This window comes from Bradyrhizobium shewense (assembly GCF_900094605.1).
In the GTDB taxonomy this organism is placed as follows: Bacteria; Pseudomonadota; Alphaproteobacteria; order Rhizobiales; family Xanthobacteraceae; genus Bradyrhizobium; species Bradyrhizobium shewense.
Window position 1 is genome coordinate 876,392 of sequence record NZ_FMAI01000001.1, and the last position, 22,427, is coordinate 898,818.

21 protein-coding genes and 1 pseudogene are annotated in these 22,427 nt (G+C 63.8%); 3 read left to right on the forward strand and 19 right to left on the reverse strand.

Translation table 11 applies throughout. From position 1 onward, the window contains the following. Positions 1 to 11: 11 nt before the first annotated feature. From paaI to GA0061098_RS03835, 13 genes are all read right to left on the reverse strand, one after another. Positions 12 to 461: a hydroxyphenylacetyl-CoA thioesterase PaaI gene (gene paaI, locus GA0061098_RS03775; protein WP_091953606.1), complete on the reverse strand. Its 450-nt coding sequence runs from the start codon at positions 459 to 461 to the stop codon at positions 12 to 14. Positions 462 to 562: 101 nt separating this feature from the next. After that, positions 563 to 1,645 carry a 1,2-phenylacetyl-CoA epoxidase subunit PaaE gene (gene paaE / locus GA0061098_RS03780; protein ID WP_091953609.1) on the reverse strand — a complete coding sequence of 361 codons (1,083 nt, stop codon included), beginning with the start codon at positions 1,643 to 1,645 and terminating at the stop codon, positions 563 to 565. 2 nt (positions 1,646 to 1,647) lie between these two features. Further along, positions 1,648 to 2,151 (reverse strand): 1,2-phenylacetyl-CoA epoxidase subunit PaaD, encoded by a 504-nt coding sequence (gene paaD / locus GA0061098_RS03785; RefSeq protein ID WP_091953612.1) that lies wholly within the window; start codon positions 2,149 to 2,151, stop codon positions 1,648 to 1,650. Next, positions 2,145 to 2,921 (reverse strand): 1,2-phenylacetyl-CoA epoxidase subunit PaaC, encoded by a 777-nt coding sequence (gene paaC / locus GA0061098_RS03790; protein ID WP_165637124.1) that lies wholly within the window; start codon positions 2,919 to 2,921, stop codon positions 2,145 to 2,147. The genes paaD and paaC overlap by 7 nt, the downstream gene beginning before the upstream one ends. After that, positions 2,921 to 3,208: a 1,2-phenylacetyl-CoA epoxidase subunit PaaB gene (gene paaB, locus GA0061098_RS03795; protein ID WP_091953618.1), complete on the reverse strand. Its 288-nt coding sequence runs from the start codon at positions 3,206 to 3,208 to the stop codon at positions 2,921 to 2,923. The genes paaC and paaB overlap by 1 nt, the downstream gene beginning before the upstream one ends. Before the next feature lie 10 nt (positions 3,209 to 3,218). Further along, complete coding sequence (gene paaA, locus GA0061098_RS03800; RefSeq protein ID WP_165637125.1) at positions 3,219 to 4,211, reverse strand: 1,2-phenylacetyl-CoA epoxidase subunit PaaA; 993 nt, start codon at positions 4,209 to 4,211, stop codon at positions 3,219 to 3,221. 76 nt (positions 4,212 to 4,287) lie between these two features. Beyond that, positions 4,288 to 5,154 (reverse strand): phenylacetic acid degradation operon negative regulatory protein PaaX, encoded by an 867-nt coding sequence (gene paaX / locus GA0061098_RS03805; RefSeq protein WP_091953623.1) that lies wholly within the window; start codon positions 5,152 to 5,154, stop codon positions 4,288 to 4,290. 232 nt (positions 5,155 to 5,386) lie between these two features. Continuing rightward, positions 5,387 to 6,157 (reverse strand): esterase/lipase family protein, encoded by a 771-nt coding sequence (locus GA0061098_RS03810; RefSeq protein WP_165637126.1) that lies wholly within the window; start codon positions 6,155 to 6,157, stop codon positions 5,387 to 5,389. A gap of 188 nt (positions 6,158 to 6,345) precedes the next feature. Further along, entirely contained in the window at positions 6,346 to 7,632 is a 1,287-nt protein-coding gene (locus GA0061098_RS03815; RefSeq protein WP_091953629.1) for a DUF445 domain-containing protein, read from the reverse strand. Positions 7,633 to 7,813: 181 nt separating this feature from the next. Beyond that, positions 7,814 to 8,269, reverse strand: a complete 456-nt coding sequence (locus GA0061098_RS03820; protein WP_091953631.1) for a phasin — start codon at positions 8,267 to 8,269, stop codon at positions 7,814 to 7,816. Between the two features lie 223 nt (positions 8,270 to 8,492). After that, positions 8,493 to 9,086, reverse strand: coding sequence for a GNAT family N-acetyltransferase (locus GA0061098_RS03825; RefSeq protein ID WP_161966493.1), 594 nt, complete (start codon positions 9,084 to 9,086; stop codon positions 8,493 to 8,495). Continuing rightward, positions 9,083 to 10,165: a PHA/PHB synthase family protein gene (locus tag GA0061098_RS03830; RefSeq protein WP_091953633.1), complete on the reverse strand. Its 1,083-nt coding sequence runs from the start codon at positions 10,163 to 10,165 to the stop codon at positions 9,083 to 9,085. The genes GA0061098_RS03825 and GA0061098_RS03830 overlap by 4 nt, the downstream gene beginning before the upstream one ends. Then, positions 10,162 to 10,545 (reverse strand): hypothetical protein, encoded by a 384-nt coding sequence (locus tag GA0061098_RS03835; RefSeq protein WP_026201523.1) that lies wholly within the window; start codon positions 10,543 to 10,545, stop codon positions 10,162 to 10,164. Before GA0061098_RS03835 ends, GA0061098_RS03830 begins: the two co-directional genes overlap by 4 nt. A 168-nt stretch (positions 10,546 to 10,713) precedes the next feature. On the opposite strand from GA0061098_RS03835, the gene GA0061098_RS03840 reads away from it, so the two are divergent. Continuing rightward, complete coding sequence (locus tag GA0061098_RS03840; protein WP_091953636.1) at positions 10,714 to 11,628, forward strand: alpha/beta fold hydrolase; 915 nt, start codon at positions 10,714 to 10,716, stop codon at positions 11,626 to 11,628. Here the strand turns inward: GA0061098_RS03840 and GA0061098_RS03845 are convergent. From GA0061098_RS03845 to GA0061098_RS03870, 6 genes and pseudogenes are all read right to left on the reverse strand, one after another. Next, the gene (locus tag GA0061098_RS03845; RefSeq protein ID WP_091953638.1) at positions 11,625 to 12,299 is read right to left on the reverse strand and encodes a spermidine synthase; all 675 of its coding nucleotides are present in this window, start codon (positions 12,297 to 12,299) and stop codon (positions 11,625 to 11,627) included. The genes GA0061098_RS03840 and GA0061098_RS03845 overlap by 4 nt on opposite strands. Before the next feature lie 119 nt (positions 12,300 to 12,418). Further along, on the reverse strand, positions 12,419 to 15,655 hold the full coding sequence (locus tag GA0061098_RS03850) for a bifunctional cytochrome P450/NADPH--P450 reductase (protein WP_091953640.1): 3,237 nt from the start codon (positions 15,653 to 15,655) through the stop codon (positions 12,419 to 12,421). 120 nt (positions 15,656 to 15,775) lie between these two features. Then, positions 15,776 to 16,771, reverse strand: a complete 996-nt coding sequence (locus GA0061098_RS03855) for an alpha/beta fold hydrolase (protein WP_091953642.1) — start codon at positions 16,769 to 16,771, stop codon at positions 15,776 to 15,778. 10 nt (positions 16,772 to 16,781) lie between these two features. Next, positions 16,782 to 18,332, reverse strand: a complete 1,551-nt coding sequence (locus tag GA0061098_RS03860; protein WP_091953644.1) for a WS/DGAT/MGAT family O-acyltransferase — start codon at positions 18,330 to 18,332, stop codon at positions 16,782 to 16,784. A 47-nt stretch (positions 18,333 to 18,379) separates the two neighbouring features. Continuing rightward, positions 18,380 to 19,179 (reverse strand): annotated as a pseudogene (locus tag GA0061098_RS03865) (esterase/lipase family protein). Next, complete coding sequence (locus tag GA0061098_RS03870) at positions 19,179 to 19,436, reverse strand: DUF6489 family protein (protein ID WP_028135213.1); 258 nt, start codon at positions 19,434 to 19,436, stop codon at positions 19,179 to 19,181. The pseudogene GA0061098_RS03865 and the gene GA0061098_RS03870 overlap by 1 nt, the downstream one beginning before the upstream one ends. A gap of 305 nt (positions 19,437 to 19,741) precedes the next feature. Here GA0061098_RS03870 and GA0061098_RS03875 point away from each other — a divergent pair, with 305 nt between their 5' ends. Next, positions 19,742 to 21,337, forward strand: a complete 1,596-nt coding sequence (locus GA0061098_RS03875; protein ID WP_091953646.1) for an ABC transporter substrate-binding protein — start codon at positions 19,742 to 19,744, stop codon at positions 21,335 to 21,337. Positions 21,338 to 21,441: 104 nt separating this feature from the next. Continuing rightward, positions 21,442 to 22,422, forward strand: coding sequence for an ABC transporter permease (locus GA0061098_RS03880; protein WP_026201522.1), 981 nt, complete (start codon positions 21,442 to 21,444; stop codon positions 22,420 to 22,422). Positions 22,423 to 22,427: the final 5 nt, after the last annotated feature.

The following is a 22,427-nucleotide window of genomic DNA, read 5'->3' on the forward strand; positions in this document are numbered from 1 at the left end:
TTCTTGATCGATTATTGGTCCTGCGTCGGCAGCCACGTGCCGGGAATGACGCGCGAGTGCCCGCGGAATTCGGCGATAACGGCATCGCCTGCGGTAACTCGCACGTCATAGATACCGGAGCGGCCGCCGCGCGTGATCTCGCGCGCCTTCGCAACAAGATGGTCGCCGAGCTCGCCCGGCTTGATGAAGGTGATCTGCCCCTGTGCGGCGACCACGCGTTCGTTGTGCGAGTTGCAGGCAAAGGCGAAGGCGGAATCGGCGAGTGTGAAGATGAAGCCGCCATGGGCAATGCGCTGGCCGTTGACCATGTCCGGCCGCACCGTCATCGCGAGCGTCGCGAAGCCGGGGCCAATCTCGACGATCTCCATGCCGAGCCCTTTGGAGGCATCGTCCTCCGCCCACATCGCCTCGGCGCAGGCGCGGGAAATATCCTCGGGCGACAGGGCAGCTTTGACGTTCACGCGCTTCTCCCGGCCAGATGGTTGACCATGATGTTCTGCTGGTTGGCCAAAACTGTCAAATAATGCGACGCATTTGCATTGTCGGGTTCTGATGCGCCCGGTCAGACATGGTCATAATCGACCACGACGCGCTCCGACGACGGCTTGGCCTGGCACGTCAGAACGAAGCCCGCCTTCAGCTCCCAGGGCTCCAGCGAATAGTTGATGTCCATCGGCGCCTCACCTTCGACCAGCTTGGCGCGGCAGGTCGAGCACATGCCGCCCTTGCAGGCGAAGGGCAGATCGACGCCGGCGCGCAACGCGGCATCGAGGATCGCCTCGTCCTCGGCAACCGGCACGTCGCGACGCTTGCCATCGATGATCAGCGAGGCGATCGCCTTCGGCGGCGCGTCGGGAGCCACCACCTTCTTCGGCCGCGGCTTGCCGCCGAACTCGGAGACGAAGCGCTCGACGTGGATGCGCTCTTCCGCGATGCCGAGCTCGCGGCAGGTGGTCTCGATGTCCTCGCTCATGCCAAGAGGGCCACAGATGTAGAGATGATCGACGCTAGCCGCCGGCACCAGCGAGCGCAGCAGCACCCTCACCTTGTCGCCGTCGAGCCGGCCATGCAGGATCGGGATGTCCTGCTCTTCGCCGGAGATAACGTGGAAGATGGAGAGGCGGTCGATGAAGCGGTCCTTGAGCTCCTCGAGCGCCTCGAGAAACATGATGTTGTCGGTCGTGCGGTTTCCGTAGAACAGGAAGAAGCGGCTGTCCGGCTCGCGCGCGAGCACGCCCCTCACGATCGACAGGATCGGCGTGATGCCGGAGCCCGCAGCGAAGCCGACATGAATGCGTGCGCTATCCGCCGGCGGGACTGCACCGAAGCGCCCGGTCGGCGTCATCACGTCGAGCTGGTCGCCGCATTTCAGCTCGTCCGCCGCCCAGTTCGAAAACGCGCCGCCGTCGATCTTCTTCACGGCGATACGAATCTCGCCGTCATCAGGGCCGGAGCAGATCGAATAGGAGCGGCGCACCTCCTCTCCCTCCAGCGTGGTGCGGAGCGTGAGGTACTGGCCGGGCGTGAAGGCGTAGTCGCGAGCGAGTTCGGCGGGAATGGTGAAGGTCATCGAGATGGCGTCCGACGCCTCGCGGCGGAGGTCGTTGACGGCGAGGCGATGGAAGCGAGGCGCGGCGGCTGACATGGTCAATGACACTTGAAATAATCGAAGGGTTCGCGGCAAGACTTGCAGCGCCACAGCGCCTTGCAGGAGGTCGAGCCGAATTCAGACAGCAGCTCGGTATTTTCCGAGCCGCATTGCGGGCAGGCCACTGCCTGCTCACCAAACAGCGTCCGGCGCGAGCTTGAAGCCTGCGGCGGCGCGATGCCGTAGGCGCGCAGCTTTTGGCGGCCCTCCTCGCTCATCCAGTCGGTGGTCCAGGCTGGCGACAGCACGGTGCGGACTTTTGACCGGCGAAAACCGGCGCGCTCCAGCGCCAGCTCGACTTCCAGCGCGATCATGTTCATCGCCGGACAGCCGGAATAGGTCGGGGTGATCGCGACCTCGACGTGATCGCCGTCGAGCGCAACCTCGCGCAGCACGCCGAGGTCGGCGATGGTCAGCACCGGAATTTCGGGATCGACCACGCTCGCCGCAGCGTCCCAGGCGCGCCGGCGCAGCTCGCTGTCACGGTCGAGCAGGCTCACCATGTCAGCCCCGGAAAGGTGCGCTGCATCGATTGCAGCTCGGACAGGAGATGGCCGAGATGTTCGCTGTGCCGGCCCACGCGGCCGCCTTGCTGCATCCAGTCATTCTGCGGCAAGACCAGCGTGGCTTCACTGGCGACATCGGAAAGCGTCTGCAACCAGCGACCACGCAAGGTGCCGGGATCGATCGCGATACCGGCATGGATCAGCACGCGCTCGCCGTCGTCGACGGCAAACATCTCGCCGGTAAAGGCCCAGAGATGATCGATCGCGGCTTGCGCGCGGGCGTGGCTCTCATCGGTGCCGTCGCCCAGCCGGATGATCCATTCGGATGCGTGGCGCAGATGATAAGCGCTCTCTTTCTCCGACTTGGCGGCAATCGCGGCCAGCGTCGTGTCGCACGAATTCATCATCGCGCGCCAGTAGAGGTCGGCAAACGCGGAATAGAAGAACTGCCGCACCAGCGTCTGGGCAAAATCGCCGTTCGGCTGCTCGACCAGAAGGAGGTTTCGGTACTGCCTGACGTCGCGCAGATAAGCGAGCTTGTCCTCGTCGTTGTTCTTGCCTTCGGCCTTGGCGGCATAGCTGTAAAGCTCGCGCGCCTGACCAATGAGGTCGAGCGCGATGTTGGAGAGCGCCATGTCCTCTTCCAGCATCGGTGCGTGCCCGCACCATTCCGACAGCCTGTGGCCGAGGATCAGCGCATCGTCGGCACGGCGTAACGCGTAGAGCACCAGCGGCGTTTCGGAGACCTCGATGTTGGCGGTCGCCATCACATGTGTCCCACTTCCTCGGGCACCTCGTAAAAGGTCGGATGCCGGTAGATCTTCGATTCCGCCGGCTCGAACATCATGCCTTTTTCGGTGGGATCGCTCGCGGTGATCGCGGTCGACGGCACGACCCAGATCGACAGGCCCTCGCCGCGGCGGGTGTAGATGTCGCGGGCGGCTTGCAGCGCCATGGTGGCATCGCTCGCATGCAGCGATCCCACATGCTTGTGCGCGAGCCCGTTGCGGCTGCGAATGAAGACTTCCCACAGCGGCGTGTTCGGCGTGGCCATATTGATCTCCCTACTCGGCGGCTTGCGCAGTCTGGCGATGCGCACGTTTGGCGGCATAGCTAGCTGCGGCTTCGCGTACCCAGGCCCCCTCCGCATGCGCCTTGCGACGCGCGGCTATGCGGTCGCGATTGCACGGGCCGTTGCCGGCGAGCACCTGCTTGAACTCGGTCCAGTCGATCTCGCTGTAACGCCAGTGCCCGTCGGCATCCTGCGTCATGCCGGGATCGGGGATGGTGAGGCCGAGATATTGCGCCTGCGGCACAGTGGCATCGACGAACTTCTGGCGCAGCTCGTCGTTGGAGAAGCGTTTGATCTTCCACTTGGTCGAGGTGTCGCTATGCTGGCTCGTGCTATCGGGCGGGCCGAACATCATCAGCACCGGCCACCACCAGCGGTTCAGCGCATCCTGCGCCATCGCCTTCTGCTCCTCGGAGCCGCGGCACAGCGTCAGCATGATCTCGTAGCCCTGACGCTGATGGAACGACTCCTCCTTGCAGACCCGGATCATCGCGCGCGCATATGGTCCGTAGGAGCAGCGGCACAGCGGGATCTGGTTCATGATCGCGGCGCCGTCGACCAGCCAGCCGATGGTGCCGATATCAGCCCAGGTCAGCGTCGGATAGTTGAAAATCGAGGAGTACTTGGCTTTGCCCGCGAGCATGGCATCGACCAGCTCTTCCCGCGAGGTGCCGAGCGTCTCGGCCGCGGCATAGAGATAGAGCCCATGGCCGCACTCGTCCTGCACCTTGGCGAGCAGCGCGGCCTTGCGGCGCAGGCTCGGCGCGCGGGTGATCCAGTTGCCCTCCGGCAGCATGCCGACGATTTCGGAATGGGCGTGCTGAGAGATCTGGCGCGTCAGCGTCTTGCGATAGGCCGCCGGCATCCAGTCGTTCGGCTCGATGCGCTCCTCCGCATCGATGCGGGCCTGGAACTGCGCAGCTCGGCCTGCGTCCTCAAGACCGCGGTCGTCGGTCTCGGCCGTATTCAGCGCCTGGGTATACATGCGCATCCTCCCGATTTATTGGGAAGCAATATATAACAAAAATCACGCCATGCAAGATATTTCTGTAACATAAAACTCAGGCCCCGAACCTCCTTTCCAGCAGCTTTCGCGCCGGCGGCAGTGGCCCCTTCTCGTTGGTTCCATGTCCATCAAGCCATTGTTCGGAGGAGGCAAGCAGCGCGCGATAGATTTCGCCGCACAGGTCCCGTGCGGCCCTGCCCGGCCAGTTCGTCGGCAGCAGGCTTTCGGGCAATAGCGGATCGCGCAGCACGACGCGGCGATAGTAGTGGATCAGAAGGATGCGCGCGGTAAACGCGTCGGCCTCGGACAGATCGGCGCCGCGGCCGATCGCGGCGCGCAACGGCTCGAACGTCTTCATGAATTTCAGATAGGCATCCGCGGTGCGATCCAGCGGCCAGCTTGCGCTGAGCAGGCGACGCCCGCTGTCATCCTCAGCCGAGACTTCGAGACGGATCGCGCCCGAGGCTTCATCCGGCACCGGCAGGCCCGACGGCGCGACCCAGACCCCCGGCAGCGGACTGCCGAAGCCGGCGTTACGGAGCGCTTCGCGCGAGACGTCGCGATCTCCGCCATTGCCGATCAGGAGCAGCTCGAAGCGTCCGGTCCAGTCGGATGGCGGCGGATCGTAGATGTGGCGCGTCGCGGCCTCGAACGTCTGGCGCCCCTTCTCGGCCAGCCGATAGAAGCTGTTGCGGCCGACCTTCTCGCGCGTCAGCCAGCCATCGGCGGCAAGCCGCGACATTGCGGTGCGGACAACCCCGCTGTCGATGTCCAGACTCTCGAAGAATTCCAGCAGCGTGCCGAGCCACACCACACCGCCGCGCGGCACGATGGCATCGCCGAACACGGTGATGACGATGGAACCGGTGCGCGACGGTTCACGCTTGAGCTGGTCGATGATGCGGGACAACGGATGCGCCATGCGCGAGGCATAGCGCGTTTGATGCGGGCGCGACAATGGACGGGAGCGACGCTCTTTCTCCCTCTCCCCGTTCTTACGGGGCCGCGACGAGCTTCGCTCGCGCTGAGAGGGTCGGGGTGAGGGGCTGCATCCACAAACTCAGAGGCGGACGGGCTCGCGGAGAGCCCCCCTCACCCGGATTGCATCTCCGATGCAATCCGGCCTCTCCCGCACGCGGGCAGAGGCGAAGAGACTACCTGTGCGGATCGGGATAGGCCAAGCTGCGCCAACCGCTACGGTCGAACGGCCGCCACTGGCCTTCCTTCTGTGCGAGCCGGTCGGCGACCGCGTAGACCACGGCCGGATGATGGCCCATGCCGCAATGGCTGCTCTCGACCTCGATGCTCTCGGTCTGTGCGCCCGACTTCTCCATGCAGCCCTGCCAGGCGCAGACGCCGTCGGTGCGGCTGAAGATGGCGGTGGTCGGCACCGGCGGTGGCACCGCGAGCTCGCCGCCGAACCGCGGATCGACCTCGTCGGACTTCCGCCCGCTCGCCCATTCATAGACGCGCCAGGCATTGGTCGAGCGGGGATTGCCGGCAAAAGGACTGCCGAGCGTGATCACCTGCCGCACGCGCTCGGGCATCATCTTGGCGAGCTGGCGCGCATAGAGGCCGCCAAGGCTCCAGCCGACCAGGCTGATCTTGCGGCCATGGGTGTCGCTGAGCTCCTCGACCAGATCGACCATCGCATGCTGCACGCCCTCGCGCAGGCCATAGTTGCGGCCCTGGCGCCAGCCGCTTACCGCATAGCCCTTGCTGGTCAGAAACGTCCGCAACGCACGCGTGGATGCATCCGAGGCCACGAGGCCCGGCAGCACCAGCACCGGATGCCCATCGCCGCGCGGCGCAAGGCTCAGCAGCGGCAGCGCGCCGAGAAATGCGCCGAACTCGTGGATCGCGCGCCCTTCCAGAAACATCAGTGTTCTCGACGGCGGACGCAGCGTCTGGGCAGTAGCGGTCATCAATGTTTCCCCTGAGAAGACGCCGGGCGCGATGCCGGCAAATGGGCATGAATTCCAATACGCCGGCTTCTTGATCGTTCCGCAGCGCAACATGAATCAGCTAGGCGGCCGGTTCCCGACATTCAAGCGGGAGAGTCGCGGCGCGACAATAGGCCCGCGCGTTAATGCTAACGGCCGTGACGCAAAAGTCACAGCAATCGGAGCAGGAATTCTACGGAGTAGAGCGCGAGCCCGGCGAGCCCACCGATCAGCGAACCGTTGAAACGGATGTATTGCAGGTCGCGCCCGATGTTGATTTCGATCAGCGAAATCAACTGCGCCATATCCCATGCCTTGACCTGGTCGGAGATGAAGATGGAGACGCCGCTCTTTTGGTCGGCGACGAAGCTGCGCAACACCGTCACCAGACCCTTGTTGATCTCGCCGCGCAGCTCGGCATCGCCAGCAAGGGCTTCTCCAGCAGCGGCGAACATGCCGGCGAGGTGATGCTGAAGCACCTGTGTCTCACCGCTCGCGCTGCGTTCGATGAACGAGCGCGTGTTGGCCCAGACGGTGCGGGCGAGATCGGCGAGCTCCGGCCGCGCAAGCAGATCGCGCTTCAGGCCGTCGATCCGGTCGATATAGGCCTGGTCGGTGCCGAGCCGGTCGACGAAGCTCAGCACCATGCGGTCGAACTCGCCGCGGAACGGATGTTTGGGATCGCTGCGCACTTCATTGAAGAAGGCGGTGGCGGACGCCACGATCTTGTTCACCAGAAACTTGTCCGCGCGATAGAGCCGCAGCAGGGTCGGCAGTTCCGCGCGCACCTTCTCGCGGATCATCCCCATCGTCTCTTTCTGGTTCAGCGTCTCGTGCATCACGCGCAGGAGATCGTCGAACAGGATCTGATGGCGCCCCTCCGCCACGAAGCCGCGCAGCGTACCGGCGGCAAGCGGCGCAAGATCTATTGCCTCCAGCTGCGATGACATACGGCGGATGATGAAGGTCATCAGCCCCGAGCTCTCCGTCGCCGAGACGGCCTCCGGCAACAGGCGGAGCGCGAAGCGCGCGAGATCGTCGCTGCGCTTGCGGTCGCGGAGCCAGTCGGCAACGAAGGAGCCGAAATCGATCTCCTTCAGCTTGGCCTCGACCGGACCGGCCTCGAGGAAATGCACCTGAATGAATTCGCCGAGCTTGTCGGCGATCCGCGCCTGGTTGCTCTGGATGATCGCAGTATGCGGGATCGGCAGGCCAAGCGGCCGCTTGAACAGCGCGACCACGGCATACCAGTCGGCGAGGCCGCCGATGGTCGCGGCTTCCGCGAAGGCGGCGATGAAGCCGAACACGGGATGCACCGGCAGCAGCCATTTCGCGACGATGAAGAGCAGAAGCGTCGCGGCCAAGACCAGTGTCGCCAGCTCTTTCACACGGCGCAGCTCGGCCGCACGTTCGGCATCGCCGGGGGTGTCGAAGGAGAAGGTGGCGGGTGCATTCATGACGGATGGGAGATTACGTCATTCCGGGGCGATGCGAAGCATCGAACTCTGGTGCGCTCTTGCGCACCAGAGTTCGCCCTTCGGGCGCCCCGGAATGACGGTCAGTCACAATGACGGCAGCGTAGAAACAAAAGGCCCGCCGGAGCGGGCCTCAAATTTCAGTTTCGCTCAGGGCGCCGGATCAGGCGGTCTTGTTGTAGACCTTGGCAAAATTGTCCTGAGCGGACTTCGCACCGTTGGCGGCGAGCTGGCCGAAATAGTCGGCGGTCGCCTTGGCACGCGAGACGAACACTTCGCCGCGGGCGCGGAGCAGGCTCGACTGGATCTCGACGGCTTCGCTGACCGACTTGGCGGAAGCAAGCTTGTCGATGCCGGCGAAGAACGCCTGGGCGTCGTCGTAGATCGCCTGCTGGATGTTGCGGCTGATCTTGCCGGCCTCAGTGACGGACTCGGTCACTGCGCTCTCGACGGCGGCGGTCACGCGCTCGGAGCCAGCGAACACCTCGGCAGCACGGTCCTTGGCGGTGTTGGCGGACTTCTTGACGAACTCGCGGGCGGCCTCGGGAACTTCCAGGTTCTGGATGTTCTTGAAAGCGTCCTTGAAGCCTTCGAAAGTGGTGTTGGTCTCGGTGGTCATGGGGTTCTCTCCATCCTCATTGTTTGAGCTATGGGCTCACCCCGTCCGCATTGGCCCGAGGCACGGCTTATATGGCATAGTTAATTGTGCGATGCAATATTCTTGTTGCACTGCGATATCACGAAACTGTGAACAGCCTTAACAGAAGGCAATATGATGCCTCCCTGGCCAAACAGGTTCCCGGAAAGCGGTTGGGACCTCTCCCCGGTGCTGGACGGCGGTCCTAGTGCTGGACGGCGCCTGGCAGCCCGTAGGCCTCCATCTGGGCCTGGACCTGCGCGATGTTGTGGCCGAGCACAACGATGTCGTGGGTCTTGCCGTCGACGTCCCGGACATGGTCGCGCAGCAGCGCCTCGGCCTTGAAACCGAGGCTCTCGAACACGGCGATCGCGGCCTGCTGGTCGACCGTCATCTGGACCGAGAGTTTTTCCAGGCCCGCGCCGAGCGCGAGCGCGAAGGTCTCCTGCGACAGCGCCCGCCCTACCCCCTTCCCGCGAACGTCGAGCGAGACCACCATGCGGATCTCGCCGACATGGGGCGACCAGGAATGCGGATCGCGCACCAGCGTGCCGCAGCCGACGACCTTGCCGTCCCTGACCGCAAGCAGGCTCGTAATCGCGCCACGCTCGATCTCCTTGACCCAGGCCGACAGCACCTTCGGCTCGCTGATGTTGCGCGGCAGAAACAACAGGTCGTGGGTCGGCAGGCCTTTGCCGAAGGCGAGCACCGCGGCTTCATCCGCGGGCGACATCAGGCGAATCTCGATATCGCCGGCGTCGGTCTTGACGTGGCGCGGATAGGAACGCTGCTCGCTCATGTCGATCTCTTCCCTAGCCAGGAATCCAGTTTCGGCCATAGCCGCTTCACGGCGTTGGCTCCCGCGACGAGCGAGACGTGACCGCCCTTCAGCATCACCTCTTCCTTGTCCGCAGATCCAATCTTCGCGATCAGGTGCTTGGCGGCGTCATACGGCACGATGTGATCATGCTCGGCGACCGCATGCAGAATCGGCACCTTGATGTTGTCGAGCTTCGCAGGCCGGCCGCCGACCGACATGGTGTCGTTGAACAGCTTGTTGTCCCACATCAGGTCTTTGGTGATGGCGCGGAAATACTCGCCCGCCAGCGGCAGCGTGTCGGTCGCCCAACGGTCGAACATGCGGTAGGACTTGACGAACTCGTCGTTCCAGATGTTTTCCCAGAGCTGGATCTGGCTCACCGTGCGCGAGGCCGGACGCAGCATCTCGAACGAGGACAGGATCATCTCCGGCGGCACGTTGCCGACACTGTCGACGAGTCGGTCGACGTCGAAATAGCGACGGTCGGAGAAATTCGAGAACAGCTTCATCTCGCGGAAGTCAATCGGCGTGGTGAAGCAGATCAAGTTCTTCATCGGCCCATCCTTGTGGATCGCGCCGTAGAGCAGTGACAGCACGCCGCCGAAGCAATAGCCGATGACGGAGACGTCCTGCTCGCCGGAATCCGCCTGTACGCGGCGGACGCAGTCCGGGATGAAGTCGAGGACATAGTCTTCCATCCGCAAGGTCTTCTCCTCCGGCCGGGGCGCGCTCCAGTCGAGCATATAAACGTCGTAACCACGCTTGAGCAGGAATTCGATAAAACTCTGGCCGGGGACGAGGTCGAGGATGTAGCCGCGGTTGGTGGTGGCCATCACGATCAGCACCGGCACGCGGTAGATCTCGTCCGACATCGGCCGATAATGATAGAGATTCATGGTGCCGCGTGAATGCAGCACGTCCTTGGGCGTCGATCCAAGTGATGGACCCGAGGTCGAGAAATATTCGACGCCCTTGATGCTGCGCTGGATGGCGCGCTGCACCTCGCTCTGGATGCGTTCCGGGATAGATGCGAAATCAAGTCCGGGAGCTGCATTCATGCCTGCTCTCCGCCCTCAGACGGCGGACGCTTGGTGCGCGGCGGCCGCAATGCGGAATCGGCCCCCTGAGACACGCCGGCACTTGCAGCCATCTGGCTCAGCAGCGACTTGATCTCACCGATCTGGCCTTCGATAGCTTGCAGCCTTTCGGCAAGGCCTGTGACCTGTTCCCGGCTCGGCAGGTTCATGGAGACCAGGTACTTCTCCATGAGTTCGCCGAGCTGCTTCTGAGCACCTGCAGCAACTCCCCCCGCGCGGTTCATCGCCTGCGAAAACTCGGGCGACGACATGGCCTGGTTGGCGAAGGAGTTGAACCCCTTCTCCATCTCACCAACCATCTTTTGCCACATGGCGACCGGGTCATTGGTCTTGTCGGTCATCGGCGTCCTCCAGATGTCGAGAGCTTCGATGCCCTTCTTTTTTCGCCATACCACACCGTTGCGCCGTGCCGGTCAACCGGCAAGCAGCGGCTCGGTGCCGCGCGCGGCTTTCATTGCAACGGGAAACCGTGCGATACACAATCGAGCAAAAGCCAAGGGAAAGCGCCCGTGAACGCCCATCAGCCGCCTCAGACCGTCCGCGCCAACGGCATCGACATCTGCTACGAGATCTTCGGCAGCGACAATGCCGAACCGCTGCTGCTGATCATGGGGCTCGGAGCGCAGATGATCCATTGGGACGATGCGTTCTGTGAGCAGCTTGCCGCGCGCGGCTTCCGCGTGATCCGCTTCGACAATCGCGACATCGGCAAGTCGAGCCATCTGACGGGCGGCAAGCGGTTGACGCCACTCGAGCTACTGAAGCTGCGCTTCTTCAAGATTCCCGTCGCGGCAACCTACAGGCTGATCGACATGGCGAAAGACACGGTCGGGCTGATGGATGCGCTCGGCATCAAATCGGCGCATCTTGTCGGTGCCTCCATGGGCGGCATGATCGCGCAGGAGGTCACGCTGTCGTTCCCGCAGCGCGTGCGCTCGCTGACCTCGATCATGTCGACGACGGGCAGTCCGCGCGTGCCGCCGCCGACGCGCGAGGCCGCCGCAATGCTGATGGCGCCGCCACCGCGCAGCAAGGAGGAGTTCATCGTCCGCTACGGCCAGACCTGGAAGGTGTTGCGCGCCGGACATTTTCCGGAGGAGGAAGCGCTCGATCCCGAACGTGCCGAGCGCGTGTTCGCGCGCGGGCTCAATCCGGCCGGCGTCGGCCGCCAGCTCCGCGCCGTGCTGGCGTCGGGCAGCCGCAAGGAGCGGCTGCATGCCGTGCAGACGCCGACGCTCGTGATCCACGGCACCGTCGATCCCCTGGTCCGTCCCGAGGGCGGCAAGGACACTGCCGAGTCAATTCCGGGCGCAAAACTGCTGATGATCGACGGCATGGGCCACGCGCTGCCAATGCGGTTCTGGCCTGAGATCATCGGCGCCATCGACAAGCACGCGCATGGCGCGGCGGCGCAGGCGGCTTAACTCTTCTTCGCCATCCAGATTACGTGGCGCGCGCCGCCGCCTCTGCCGGTGGCGCGGACGGCGACTTCATTGACGCCGAAGCCCGCGCGCTTAAGGCGCTTGGTGAAGGCGGGATTGGGTCCCGACGACCAGACGGCGAGCACGCCGCCCGGCCGCAGTGCTGTCTTCGCCGCCGCCAACCCACTTGCGCTGTAAAGCGCGTCATTGCCCTTCCGGGTCAGTCCTTCGGGGCCATTGTCGACGTCGAGCAGTATAGCGTCGAAGGCCGCGCTCTTGGCACGGATGACTTCACCAACATCGGTTTCCCGGATGCTGACCCTGGCATCATCGAGGCTGTCGCCGAACACCTCCGCCATCGGACCTCGCGCCCACGTGACCACCGCGGGGACCAGCTCGGAGACCACGATCTTCGACTTGGCTCCAAGCACGGTAAGCGCCGCACGCAGCGTAAAGCCCATGCCCAATCCGCCGATCAGGACAACGGGCTTGGCGACCGTCTCGATCTGCTTCGCCGCGAGCGTTGCGAGCGCGGCTTCCGAGCCCGACAGGCGGTTGTTCATCAGCTCGTTGGTGCCGAGCTTGATGGAAAACTCCTTGCCCCGCCGCATCAGGCGAAGCTCTTCGTCGGAGCCGGGGATTTTGGCGGTGTCGATTTTTTCCCAGGGAATCATCCCTGATGTTTAGCATGAATAATTCATAGCCCGGGTGAGCGAAGCGATACCCGGGACCGCTCGTGCCGCGAGATCCCGGGTATCGCTTCGCTCATCCGGGCTACAAGGGTGATCTCTGCCTACCCTCCCGCCCAGACGTCCAGCACATAGCGGTTCTTCGTCCCCATCTCCTCGATCCAGCGCGCACTGACGGCCGCGTCGCTGCCGCTCTTCTCGCGGTGGATCGCGACCAATGCCGCCTTCACGTCCGGCTCCATCTTGCCGCCGTCGCCGCAGATATAGATGATCGCGCCCTGCTCGATCAGCGGCCAGACCTTGTCCTTCTGCGCGGCGAGCAGGTGCTGCACATAGGTCTTCGGTCCGTCCGCGCGCGAGAACGCAGTGAAGAGTTCCATGATGCCGCTCGCCGCCAACGCCTTCAGCTCGTCCCCGTAGAGAAAATCCTGGTCAGGATGACGACAGCCGAAGAACAGCATCGCGGGTCCGAGGCTGGCGCCCTTCGCCTTGCGCGCGGCGCGTTCCTGAAGGAAGCCGCGGAACGGCGCGAGGCCCGTGCCGGGGCCGATCATGATGATGGGCACCGAGGGATCGTCGGGAAGCCGGAAGCCGGCCTTGGTCTCGCGTACGGTGGCGTAGATCGCATCGCCCGCGCGACGGTTGCCGAGATAGTTCGAGCAGATACCCTTGTAGGTGCCGCGGCCGGAGGCGGCCGGCCCTTCGACCACGCCGACCGTGACACTGCAGTGCGCCGGGTCGACCGACGGCGAGGACGAGATTGAGTAATAGCGCGGCGCCAGCAACGAGAGCATTTCGAGATAGACGTGGAACGGCAATTCGCAGGCCGGATATTCGAGCAGCAGGTCGAACACTGATTTGCGCCTGGCCAGGATCTCGCTGCGGTAACGCTCGAGCGGCTCAGCCTCCTCGCCGACGAAGGCGAGCAGCTTCGGCTTGGTGACCGGACAGCGGGTGTGCTCGGCCATGATCTGGATCTGCTTCCGCGTCGCGACCTGCTGCAGCTCGACGAATTCGCTGAGCAGGCGGCCGACGGACACGGCATCCCCCACCGGCAATTGCGCGCGGCGGCCCTCGGCGACCTGAAGCCTGATCTGGTCGGCAGGCAGGAAGCCGAAGCGGCGGGCGACCGAATCCACCAGCGTCGGATCGTTGCGCGGCACGACGCTTAGGTGATCGCCGACGCGGTAAGTGACGTTGGACGGCAGCTGCACCTCGATGTGGCGCGTCGAACGCTCGGAGGGATTGGAGCCGCCCTTGTTCTGAAGCTCGTCATTGACCAGCACCTTCATCGCAACAGCACCGCCCTGGGCGACGATGGTGTTGACCGCGCTCACCGCGACCGGCTCGATCGCATAGAGCGGATCGTCCTCGGCGGTGCGGGTGAAATTCCAGTCAATGCCGAATTCCTTGGTTGCGACCTGGGCCGCCGCCGGGAACCATTTCTGGAATTGGCCGTCGAGATCGCTGCGCGCATCGCCCTCGCCGCGCGGATAGACCGCGCGCGCGCCATGCGCCGACAACTGCTCGTCGATCAGGCGCGGCACCGATTGATAGGTCGCGGCCCAGTCGCTGTTGCCGCAGCCGAACACGGCGTAACGCACGCCGGAGAAGGCATCCTTCGGCAGATCGCCGCCGAGCCATTTGACGAACTGCGTCGCGTTATCAGGCGGCGCGCCGTTGTAGGAGGCGCAAATGATCAGAACGCCGCCCTCCTGCGGCAACTTGCCGACGTAATCGTCGAGCGGGCCGAGATGCACGGCAAAGCCATTGATCTCGGCGAGATCAGCCATGCGCGTCGCGAGCTCCTCGGCGGTGCCGAGATTGGAGCCGTAAAGCACCAGCATCGGCGTGTTATGGCCGGGCCGGGCCGTCGGGTGGCGCGGCGCCTTCGGCGCTGAAGTAGCGGCCGCGACTGGCCCGCCATAGGCGCCACGCTCGCGATCGGCGCGCGGGCGCACCTTGATCTTGAAGCCTTCCGGCTTCATCGTCAGGGTTTCCTTTAAATGCATCTGGTAGCGCTGGTGATCGACCAGCTTGAAGCGCTGCAGGATCATGCCGAGCGCGAGCGCGGCCTCGTGCATGGCAAAGCCGCGGCCGATGCAGGCGCGCTGGCCGTTGCCGAACGGCTTCCAGGCATTGACCGGCCGCTTGGCTTCCGCCTCACGGCTGAAATTCTCGGGATCGAACGCATCCGGATTTGGCCCCCAGACGCTGGGATCGCGATGCAGCGCGGTCACCAGGATGGTGGTGAAGGTGCCCTTGCGGAGCTTGTACTTGCCGCCGCCGAGCGTCTCGTCCTTGAGCGGCGAGATGCCATAGGCCGGCGCCGGCGGCCACAGCCGCAGCGCCTCTTTCAGAATCTGCGTGATGTAGGTGAGCTGCGTCACCTGCTGGTAGGTCGGCTTCGCGTTGACGTCGGGGCCGAAGACACGATCGACCTCGTCATAGGCCTTCTTCAGGATCTCCGGATGCTTGAGCAGCGCATAGAGCGTGTAGGACAACAGGCCGCTGGTGGTCTCGTGGCCCGCGATCAGGAAGGTGTTGATCTGGTAGCGGATGTTGACGTCGTCGAGCTGCTCGCCGGTCGAACGATCGACGCCGGTCATCATCGCGGCGAGCATGTCCTTCTTGTCGTCGATCCCCTCGGCGCTCTTGCGGCGCTCGGCAATGATCTCGTCGACCATCTTGTTCATGAAGGCGACGTCTTCGGCGAGCGTCTTGCGCCGCTTCTGCATCCAGATCTGCTCGAACGGCAGGCCGCGGGTCATCATGATGGTTTCGAGCGAGCGCACCAGCGACTCGACGAAAGGATGGTAGTCGCGCCGGTAGAACGAATTGAAACGGTACTCGAAGCCGCACAGGCCGATCGTGTCCAGCGTCAGCGCCGTCATGTCGTGGACGACGTCGATCTCGTCGTCGGCGTTGAGCCGCTCCCATTTCTGGACGAGCTGCTCGGCGATATCGACCATGCTCGGATGATAGGACTGCATGGCTCGGTTGCCGAACGGCTGGAGCAGGATGTTGTGCGCCTTGCTCCAGTTCGGCTCGCGGGTGTCGGCCGTGAACAGCCCGTCCCCGCCGACCGCGCGTACGCGCCGCAATGCACCGCGCACCGTCTTGTCGAAGCGCTTCTCGTCGGACAGTTCATCGACGAGATCGTGGCCCGAGACGACCACGATCGGCGAGCCCATCATGTCGAGCCAGAAGATCGGACCGAGCTCCTTGGCGAGCCGCGTCAAATGCTGCACGGGGGCGGCCGAGTCCAGCGACAGCATGTTGCCGACCACCGGCTTGGTCGGCGGATGCGGAATCGGATCCAGACGGTTCTTGGATGACATTGACGTGCGTTTCCCCCTCAGTAACCCTCGTCATTGCGAGGAGCCCTTGCGACGAAGCAATCCAGATTGCCTCTGCGGATACATTTCTGGATTGCTTCGCTCCGCTCGCAATGACGAGCGCTAGCCAAACCGCCTTCTACGCCATTCGATCAGCTTGGCGCTGACCTCTTCCGGCTTCTCCTGCTGCGTCCAATGGCCGCTGTCCTTCACCAGATACTTCTCGAGATCGGGGATCAGCTTGTCCATGCCGTCGGCGGAAGACGGCGGCAACACCGCGTCGTTCTCGGCCATGATCATCAGCGACGGCACCCGCACCGTATGATCGAGCCCTTCGGCGCGCGTCCAGTTGCGCGACATGTTGCGGTACCAGTTGATGCCGCCGGTAAAGCCGGTCCTGGTGAAATTGTCGACGAACACCTTCTTCTCTTCCGGCGACAGGATCGGCGTACGCGGATCATGCTTTGCGTCATAGCTGGCGATCATCTGCGGAAACGCCAGATTGACCCGCGGAGAAGCGCCGACGCCGGCAACCACCTCCTCTGCCGGCGCGTCGGCCGGGCGCGGCGCCGGCTTGCGCATGAACGCGTCAAAAGTCTGTTCGACGCGACTTCCGAAAATCCTGTCGGGCTCACGCGCCGGGTCCTGGAACTGCACGATGTACATCTTGTCGCCGAAGCGCGCGCGCAAGAGCTCGATCGGATCAGCCCAGGCACGGTTGGTATGCGGCGTGTTGATGCCGACCACGCCAGCCACCCGGTCGATGTGCCGCAACGGCATCTGCCAGACGATGAAGCCGCCCCAGTCGTGACCGACGAAGACTGCCTTGTCGATCTGCAAATGGTCGAGCAGCCCGACGAGATCACCGGTCAGGTGCTCGATGTCGTAATCCTCGACCGCCTCGGGCCGGTCGGTCGCGCCATAGCCGCGTTGGTCGGGCGCGATCACGCGGATGCCGGCCTCGCTCAGCGCCTTGATTTGGTGACGCCAGGAGAAGGCGAGCTCGGGCCAGCCGTGGCACAGCACGATCGGCGGCGTGTCCGTGATCGGGCCCGCCTCGTAATAGCCCATGCGGATTCCGTTCGTCTGGACGAACTTGAGCTGTGGCATTTCAATCATCGAACCATTCCTACTCAGCGGCACCCTTGATGTCGGTCGCCGGCGGCGCGTAGGCCGCCTCCAAAGCGGCGAACTCCTCCGGCAGCATGTCGCACATCACCTGCACATGCGGAATGATGTTGGCGCCGACGATGAAGCCGAAATCGAGCTGGTCGCGATAGCTCTGCACGGTGATGTTGAGCGCCTGCCCGTGCGTCGAGATCGACACCGGGAAGATGTGCAATAGCTCCGCACCGGCGGCGTAAAGAGTCTGCCGCGGCCCGGGCACGTTGGACACGGTGATGTTGGCGGCCGGCGGCAGCACGTCCGACAGGTTCGAGCGGCTGTAGAGCAGCGCCAGGATCTGCACCATGATCGGCGCGCCCAGCATCGAGATGTTGGAGACCTGGGGCATCAGTGCGCGCAAGGGGTGCGACATCTCCTTGGACTTGGTCGATTGCGCGATGATGGCTTCCAGCCGCGCCTTGGGATCGTCGATGTTGGTCGCGATGGCGCAGATCATGCCGAACACCTGGTTGTTGGCCTCGGTGTTGCCCTCCTCGCGCAGCGAGATCGGCACCGCCGCGGTCAGCGATTTCGCAGGCAGCGTGCTGTACTCCTTCAGGTAACGCCGGACCACGCCGGAGGCGAGCGCCAGCACGACGTCGTTGAGCTTGCCGCCGGCCTGCTTGGCCAGCGCCTTGGCCCGCGACAGCGGGATCGACACGCCGGCGAAGCTCCGCTCCGAGGAGATGGTCTTGTTGAGCATGGTCGGCGGCGACACCATGCTGGCGAGACTCTCGCGCGACTTGGGATCGGCAACCTTGCCAAGCACCTCGGAGACGCTCTTGACCATGGTCGGGATATTGCCCGCGAAGCGCACCGCGCTCTCGATCTGATACATCGCGTTGTCGAACAGAATCGAGCCGATGTCGCTCTTGCCAGTGCGCGGCAGTTGCAGGTTCTGGGCGGCCTTGCCGGCGTCGAGCGGCTGGTTAAACAGCTGCTGGTAGGAATCGAGCAGGTTCGCCGCGATGTCGCGCGGCTCCTGTCCGGGCTTGCTGCCAACCGCCGGCGGATCGACCTTCCGCGGGATCGGCGAGATGTCGTAGATCATGTTGGTCAGCGCCGCACCAGCACCGCCGTCGATGGCGGCATGGTGCATCTTCGAATAGAGCCCGACCTCGTTGTTCTTCATGCCCTCGAACACGTAGAACTCCCAAAGCGGGCGAGCGCGGTTCAAGAGCTTGGCGTGCATCCAGCCGACGATGCGCTCCAGCGTGGCGCGGTCGCGCGGCTGCGGCAGGCTGGCGCGGAAGATGTGGCGGTCGATGTCGAACTGATCGTCCTCGACCCAGGAGGGGTGATCGATGTCGAGCGGCGCCTTCTCCAGCCGCGCTTTCAGGATCGGCGCGATGTGCAGGCGCGAGACGATCATCGCCTTGAAGTCTTCGAAGAAGTCGCCCTTGTAGTCGTCAGGCAAGCGAAAGATCGCCATGCTCCCGACATGCATCGGCATTTCCGGCGTTTCCAGATAGAGAAACGACGCGTCCAGCGACGACAGCTTCTTACCGTCAGCCATAGTTCCCTCCCGCAAGATTTGACGGGCGCCTTGGCCAGCGCTTCTCGTCAGGCCGATACTGCCTGTTCCGGCGGGGCATATGCAATGGCAAACGGCCCTGCCCGGTCAAATGGCGAGAATTCCCCCTCCGGTTGCGCCAGCCGGTCGGCCACGGCCCACAATGCCGCGGGGTTCACCCCCAGCCCGATATGGCTCGCCAGATACACCTCGATGTTCTCGGCGCGGTCGGAGGGACGGAGCAGACAGGTCCGCCAGTTCACGACACCGTCGGCCCGCGAATAGATCGACGTCGCCGGCACCGGCAGATCGCCGGCGATCGCCTCGCGCAGTTCGGCGAAATCTTCGACCCGTTCGCCGGACAGCGCCTCGTAGAGCCGCGTGGCGTTAGTCGCCCGCACGTCATTGGCAAAAGGGCTGCCGAGCGTGATGACATAACGGACCATGTCGGGCGCCTGGAGCGCGAGATCGCGAGCATAAACGCCGCCAAGGCTCCATCCGACCAGGCTGACCTTGCGTCCGCTCGCAGCATGGATTTCGGCCAGACGCGCGCGCAGCGACTCCCGCATCCGCCCCAGCCCGCCGAGATTGCGGCCCATCCGCCAGGCATGTGCCTCATAGCCGAGCTCGCTGAGATAGCGCCGGATCGGGGCCATCGAGAGGTCACTGGCCAGAAAGCCCGGCAGCGCCAGCACCGGATGACCGTCACTCCTAGGCGCGCGCATCAGGACTGGCGACAGCAGCAGGCTCGCAAGAATTCGAACAGGCCGCGCGCCTCCGCAAGCAGTAGGGCGAGGCTCGGCGGACGAAGCCCGCCCGGCGCCTGCCGCCCGTCCGGCCCGGACGGCATTATTTCTTCTTGTCGCTGCTGCGCGTGCCGCCGAGGCCCGCCATCGTGACGAACATGTCCTGAAACCGCTCGGCGATCTTGGGATCGAAGGTGAACCAGCTCTGGATCAGCGATTCCGGCGAGACCTTCTCGATGTTGCTGAGCACCTGCTGCTGCAGCTTGTCCATCACCGCCGTCTGCATCGGCCCCACGTCAGGCAGACCGAAGAACTGGCGGGCCTCGAGGGGGGTGCAGTCGATTTCGATATTAACTTTCATGTCCCCTCCGGATGAGATTCGAGTGGCCTGTCGGCAGTATCGCCGCGAGTTGTGGTGCGACGCAAGCGACCTGATGCCGGCGCGACATGCCCCGTCCCGCAATCGGCCGATATAGTCAACCAAAGTCGAAAGACGCGGTCCTCCATGCCAGGCGGCACGGTCAGCATTGCTGCACAGCGGTGCAACTTGGCGCGTTCCTTGCTGGAATGGCGCTTGCACCGGTCGAGAACTCTGGGCAACATGGATCAATCAGCCCTGCCGAACAATCAAAAATCATCGGCAGGGCAGAGTGGAGAGGGTCAAGAATGTCAGTCGGTCGAAGTCTGTTTGCGGCGACGCTCGCCGGTACGCTTGCGTTGACGGTCGCGCCGGCGTCGAGCCAGACGCTGCGTTATGCCAACCAGGGTGACCTGAAATCCCTTGATCCCTATACGCTCAACGAAAGCACCACCCACGCCCATCTCGGTCACGTCTATCAAGGCCTCACCGCGCGCGACAAGGACCTCAAGATCATTCCGGCGCTGGCGGAAAGTTGGGAAACTCCGGAGCCGACCCGCTGGCGCTTCCATTTGCGCAAGGGCGTGAAATTCCACAACGGCGACCCCTTCACCGCCGACGACGTCGTATTCTCCGCCGATCGCGTCCGCAAGAAAGGGTCCAATATGCAGACCCGCCTTGCGCCCGACGTCAAGGTCGTGAAGGTCGACGACTACACCGTCGACTTCATCCTGCCTTCGCCCAATCCCATCCTGCATAACTCGTGGGATGTCTGGTACATCATGGACAAGAAATGGGCCGAGGAGAACAACGTCGTCGATCCGACGCCGGTGGCGGCGACCACGCCGAGCTACGCCTCGCTCCACGAGAACGGCACCGGTCCGTTCACCATCGAAAGCCATCAGCCCGGCGTGAAGACGGTTTTCAAGGCCAACCCCAACTACTGGGGCAAGGTCGAGGGTAACCTGAAGGAGATCGTCTTCACCCCGATCGCTTCGGACGCCACCCGTGTCGCTGCGCTGCTCTCGGGCGAAGTCGACGTCATCGAGCCGGTGCCGATCCAGGACATCTCCCGCGTCGATTCCAGCCCCAACGCCCAGGTGCTGAAGGGGCCGGAGCTGCGCACCATCTTCATCGGCTTCGATCAGACCCGCGACGAGCTGCTCTATTCCAACATCAAGGGCAAGAACCCATTCAAGGACGTCCGCGTCCGCGAGGCCTTCTACAAGGCGATCGACATCGAGCTGATCAAGAAGCGCGTGATGCGCGAGCTGTCGACGCCATCGGCGCTGATGATCGCTCCGGAATTGTTCGCACTGTCGAAGGAGTTCACGCGGCCAAAATTCGACCCTGATGGAGCCAAGAAGCTCCTGACCGAAGCCGGCTATCCCGACGGCTTCGAGGTCACGATGGATTGTCCGAACGACCGATACGTCAACGACGCCGCGATCTGCCAGGCCGTCGTCGGCATGCTTGCCCGCATCGGCGTCAAGATCAACCTGCTGGCGCAGCCGAAGGCGCAGTACTTCGCCAAGGTGTTGAAGCAGGGCGGCTACCAGACCTCGTTCTACCTCCTGGGCTGGACGCCGAGCACGATGGACTCCCACAACGTGCTCTACGACATCATGGGCTGCCGCGACGATGCGAAATCCTCACGCGGCGAGGCCAATCTCGGCGGCTACTGCAACAAGGAGTTCGACGCCATCACCGACAAGGTGCTGGTCGAAACCGATACTGCCAAGCGCAACCAGCTGATCAAGCAGGCTTACGAAATCGGCAACAAGGACTGGTCCTACATCCCGCTGCACCAGCAGGCGCTGGCCTGGGGCGTGTCGAAGAAGGTCAACCTGCCGCAGCGCGCCGACAATCTGGTTATGTTCCATTGGGCGACCAAGAAGGAATAGCACCAGTTGAACACGAGGTCCCGGCGGCGTCAGGCATCCGGGACCTTTCCTTTTCCGGCTGACAAAGACGTCGACCGCACGCACACCCAAGGATAGTGGAAGGCATGCTCGCTTTCACTCTTCGCCGCGCCGTTCAGGCCATCGGCGTCATGTTCGCCGTCGGCATCATCGCCTTCTCGATGTTCCGTTTCGCCGGCGACCCCGTCAATCAGATCGTCTCGATCGACACGTCGGCGGCCGAACGCGAAGCCGTGCGCAAGTCGCTCGGCCTCGACGATCCCGTGCCGGTGCAGTTCGTGCGTTATTTCGCCGACGCCGCGCAATTCAAGTTCGGCGTCTCCTACCAGTTCCGCCAGCCGGTCTCGACCCTGTTGATGGAACGTATGCCGGCCACGCTGGAACTTGCGATCTGCGCCACCGTATTTGCGATGGTGTTCGGCATCCTGATGGGCGTCTATTCGGCGCTGAGGCGCGACACCGTGCTCGCCAAATTATTCCAGGCGGTTTCGCTGATCGGCATCTCGTTGCCGACTTTCCTGATCGGCATTCTCCTGATCTATCTATTCGCGGTGACATTGGGCTGGTTGCCCTCGTTCGGCCGCGGCGAGGTGGTCAAGCTCGGCTGGTGGAGCACAGGCCTGCTCACGCTGTCGGGACTGAAGGCATTGATCATGCCCTCGATCACGCTCGGCCTGTTCCAGATGACCCTGATCATGCGGCTGGTGCGCGCGGAGATGCTGGAAGTGCTGCGAACCGACTATATCCGCTTCGCCCGCGCCCGCGGGCTGACCACCCGCGCCATCCATTTCGGCCACGCGCTGAAGAACACGCTCATTCCCGTCATCACCGTGGCCGGACTTCAGTTTGGCTCGGTTATTGCATTTTCGATCATCACCGAAACCGTGTTCCAGTGGCCGGGCATGGGACTGCTGTTCGTGCAGGCCGTGCAAAACGTCGATATCCCGATCATGGCGGCCTATCTGCTGATGGTCTCGCTGATCTTCGTCACCATCAATCTGGTGGTCGACATTCTCTACACCGTGGTCGATCCGCGCCTGCGCGCGACCGTCGGCCGCGCTACATAAGGCCC

Coding starts and splice junctions, on each gene's coding strand:
- paaE (WP_091953609.1), bottom strand. CDS start 1,645: ATGTCAGCCGCCGCGCCTCGCTTCCATCGCCTCGCCGTCAACGACCTC.
- paaD (WP_091953612.1), bottom strand. CDS start 2,151: ATGGTGAGCCTGCTCGACCGTGACAGCGAGCTGCGCCGGCGCGCCTGG.
- paaC (WP_165637124.1), bottom strand. CDS start 2,921: ATGGCGACCGCCAACATCGAGGTCTCCGAAACGCCGCTGGTGCTCTAC.
- paaB (WP_091953618.1), bottom strand. CDS start 3,208: ATGGCCACGCCGAACACGCCGCTGTGGGAAGTCTTCATTCGCAGCCGC.
- paaA (WP_165637125.1), bottom strand. CDS start 4,211: ATGTATACCCAGGCGCTGAATACGGCCGAGACCGACGACCGCGGTCTT.
- paaX (WP_091953623.1), bottom strand. CDS start 5,154: ATGGCGCATCCGTTGTCCCGCATCATCGACCAGCTCAAGCGTGAACCG.
- GA0061098_RS03810 (WP_165637126.1), bottom strand. CDS start 6,157: ATGACCGCTACTGCCCAGACGCTGCGTCCGCCGTCGAGAACACTGATG.
- GA0061098_RS03815 (WP_091953629.1), bottom strand. CDS start 7,632: ATGAATGCACCCGCCACCTTCTCCTTCGACACCCCCGGCGATGCCGAA.
- GA0061098_RS03820 (WP_091953631.1), bottom strand. CDS start 8,269: ATGACCACCGAGACCAACACCACTTTCGAAGGCTTCAAGGACGCTTTC.
- GA0061098_RS03825 (WP_161966493.1), bottom strand. CDS start 9,086: ATGAGCGAGCAGCGTTCCTATCCGCGCCACGTCAAGACCGACGCCGGC.
- GA0061098_RS03830 (WP_091953633.1), bottom strand. CDS start 10,165: ATGAATGCAGCTCCCGGACTTGATTTCGCATCTATCCCGGAACGCATC.
- GA0061098_RS03835 (WP_026201523.1), bottom strand. CDS start 10,545: ATGACCGACAAGACCAATGACCCGGTCGCCATGTGGCAAAAGATGGTT.
- GA0061098_RS03845 (WP_091953638.1), bottom strand. CDS start 12,299: ATGATTCCCTGGGAAAAAATCGACACCGCCAAAATCCCCGGCTCCGAC.
- GA0061098_RS03850 (WP_091953640.1), bottom strand. CDS start 15,655: ATGTCATCCAAGAACCGTCTGGATCCGATTCCGCATCCGCCGACCAAG.
- GA0061098_RS03855 (WP_091953642.1), bottom strand. CDS start 16,771: ATGATTGAAATGCCACAGCTCAAGTTCGTCCAGACGAACGGAATCCGC.
- GA0061098_RS03860 (WP_091953644.1), bottom strand. CDS start 18,332: ATGGCTGACGGTAAGAAGCTGTCGTCGCTGGACGCGTCGTTTCTCTAT.
- GA0061098_RS03870 (WP_028135213.1), bottom strand. CDS start 19,436: ATGAAAGTTAATATCGAAATCGACTGCACCCCCCTCGAGGCCCGCCAG.
- GA0061098_RS03875 (WP_091953646.1), top strand. CDS start 19,742: ATGTCAGTCGGTCGAAGTCTGTTTGCGGCGACGCTCGCCGGTACGCTT.
- GA0061098_RS03880 (WP_026201522.1), top strand. CDS start 21,442: ATGCTCGCTTTCACTCTTCGCCGCGCCGTTCAGGCCATCGGCGTCATG.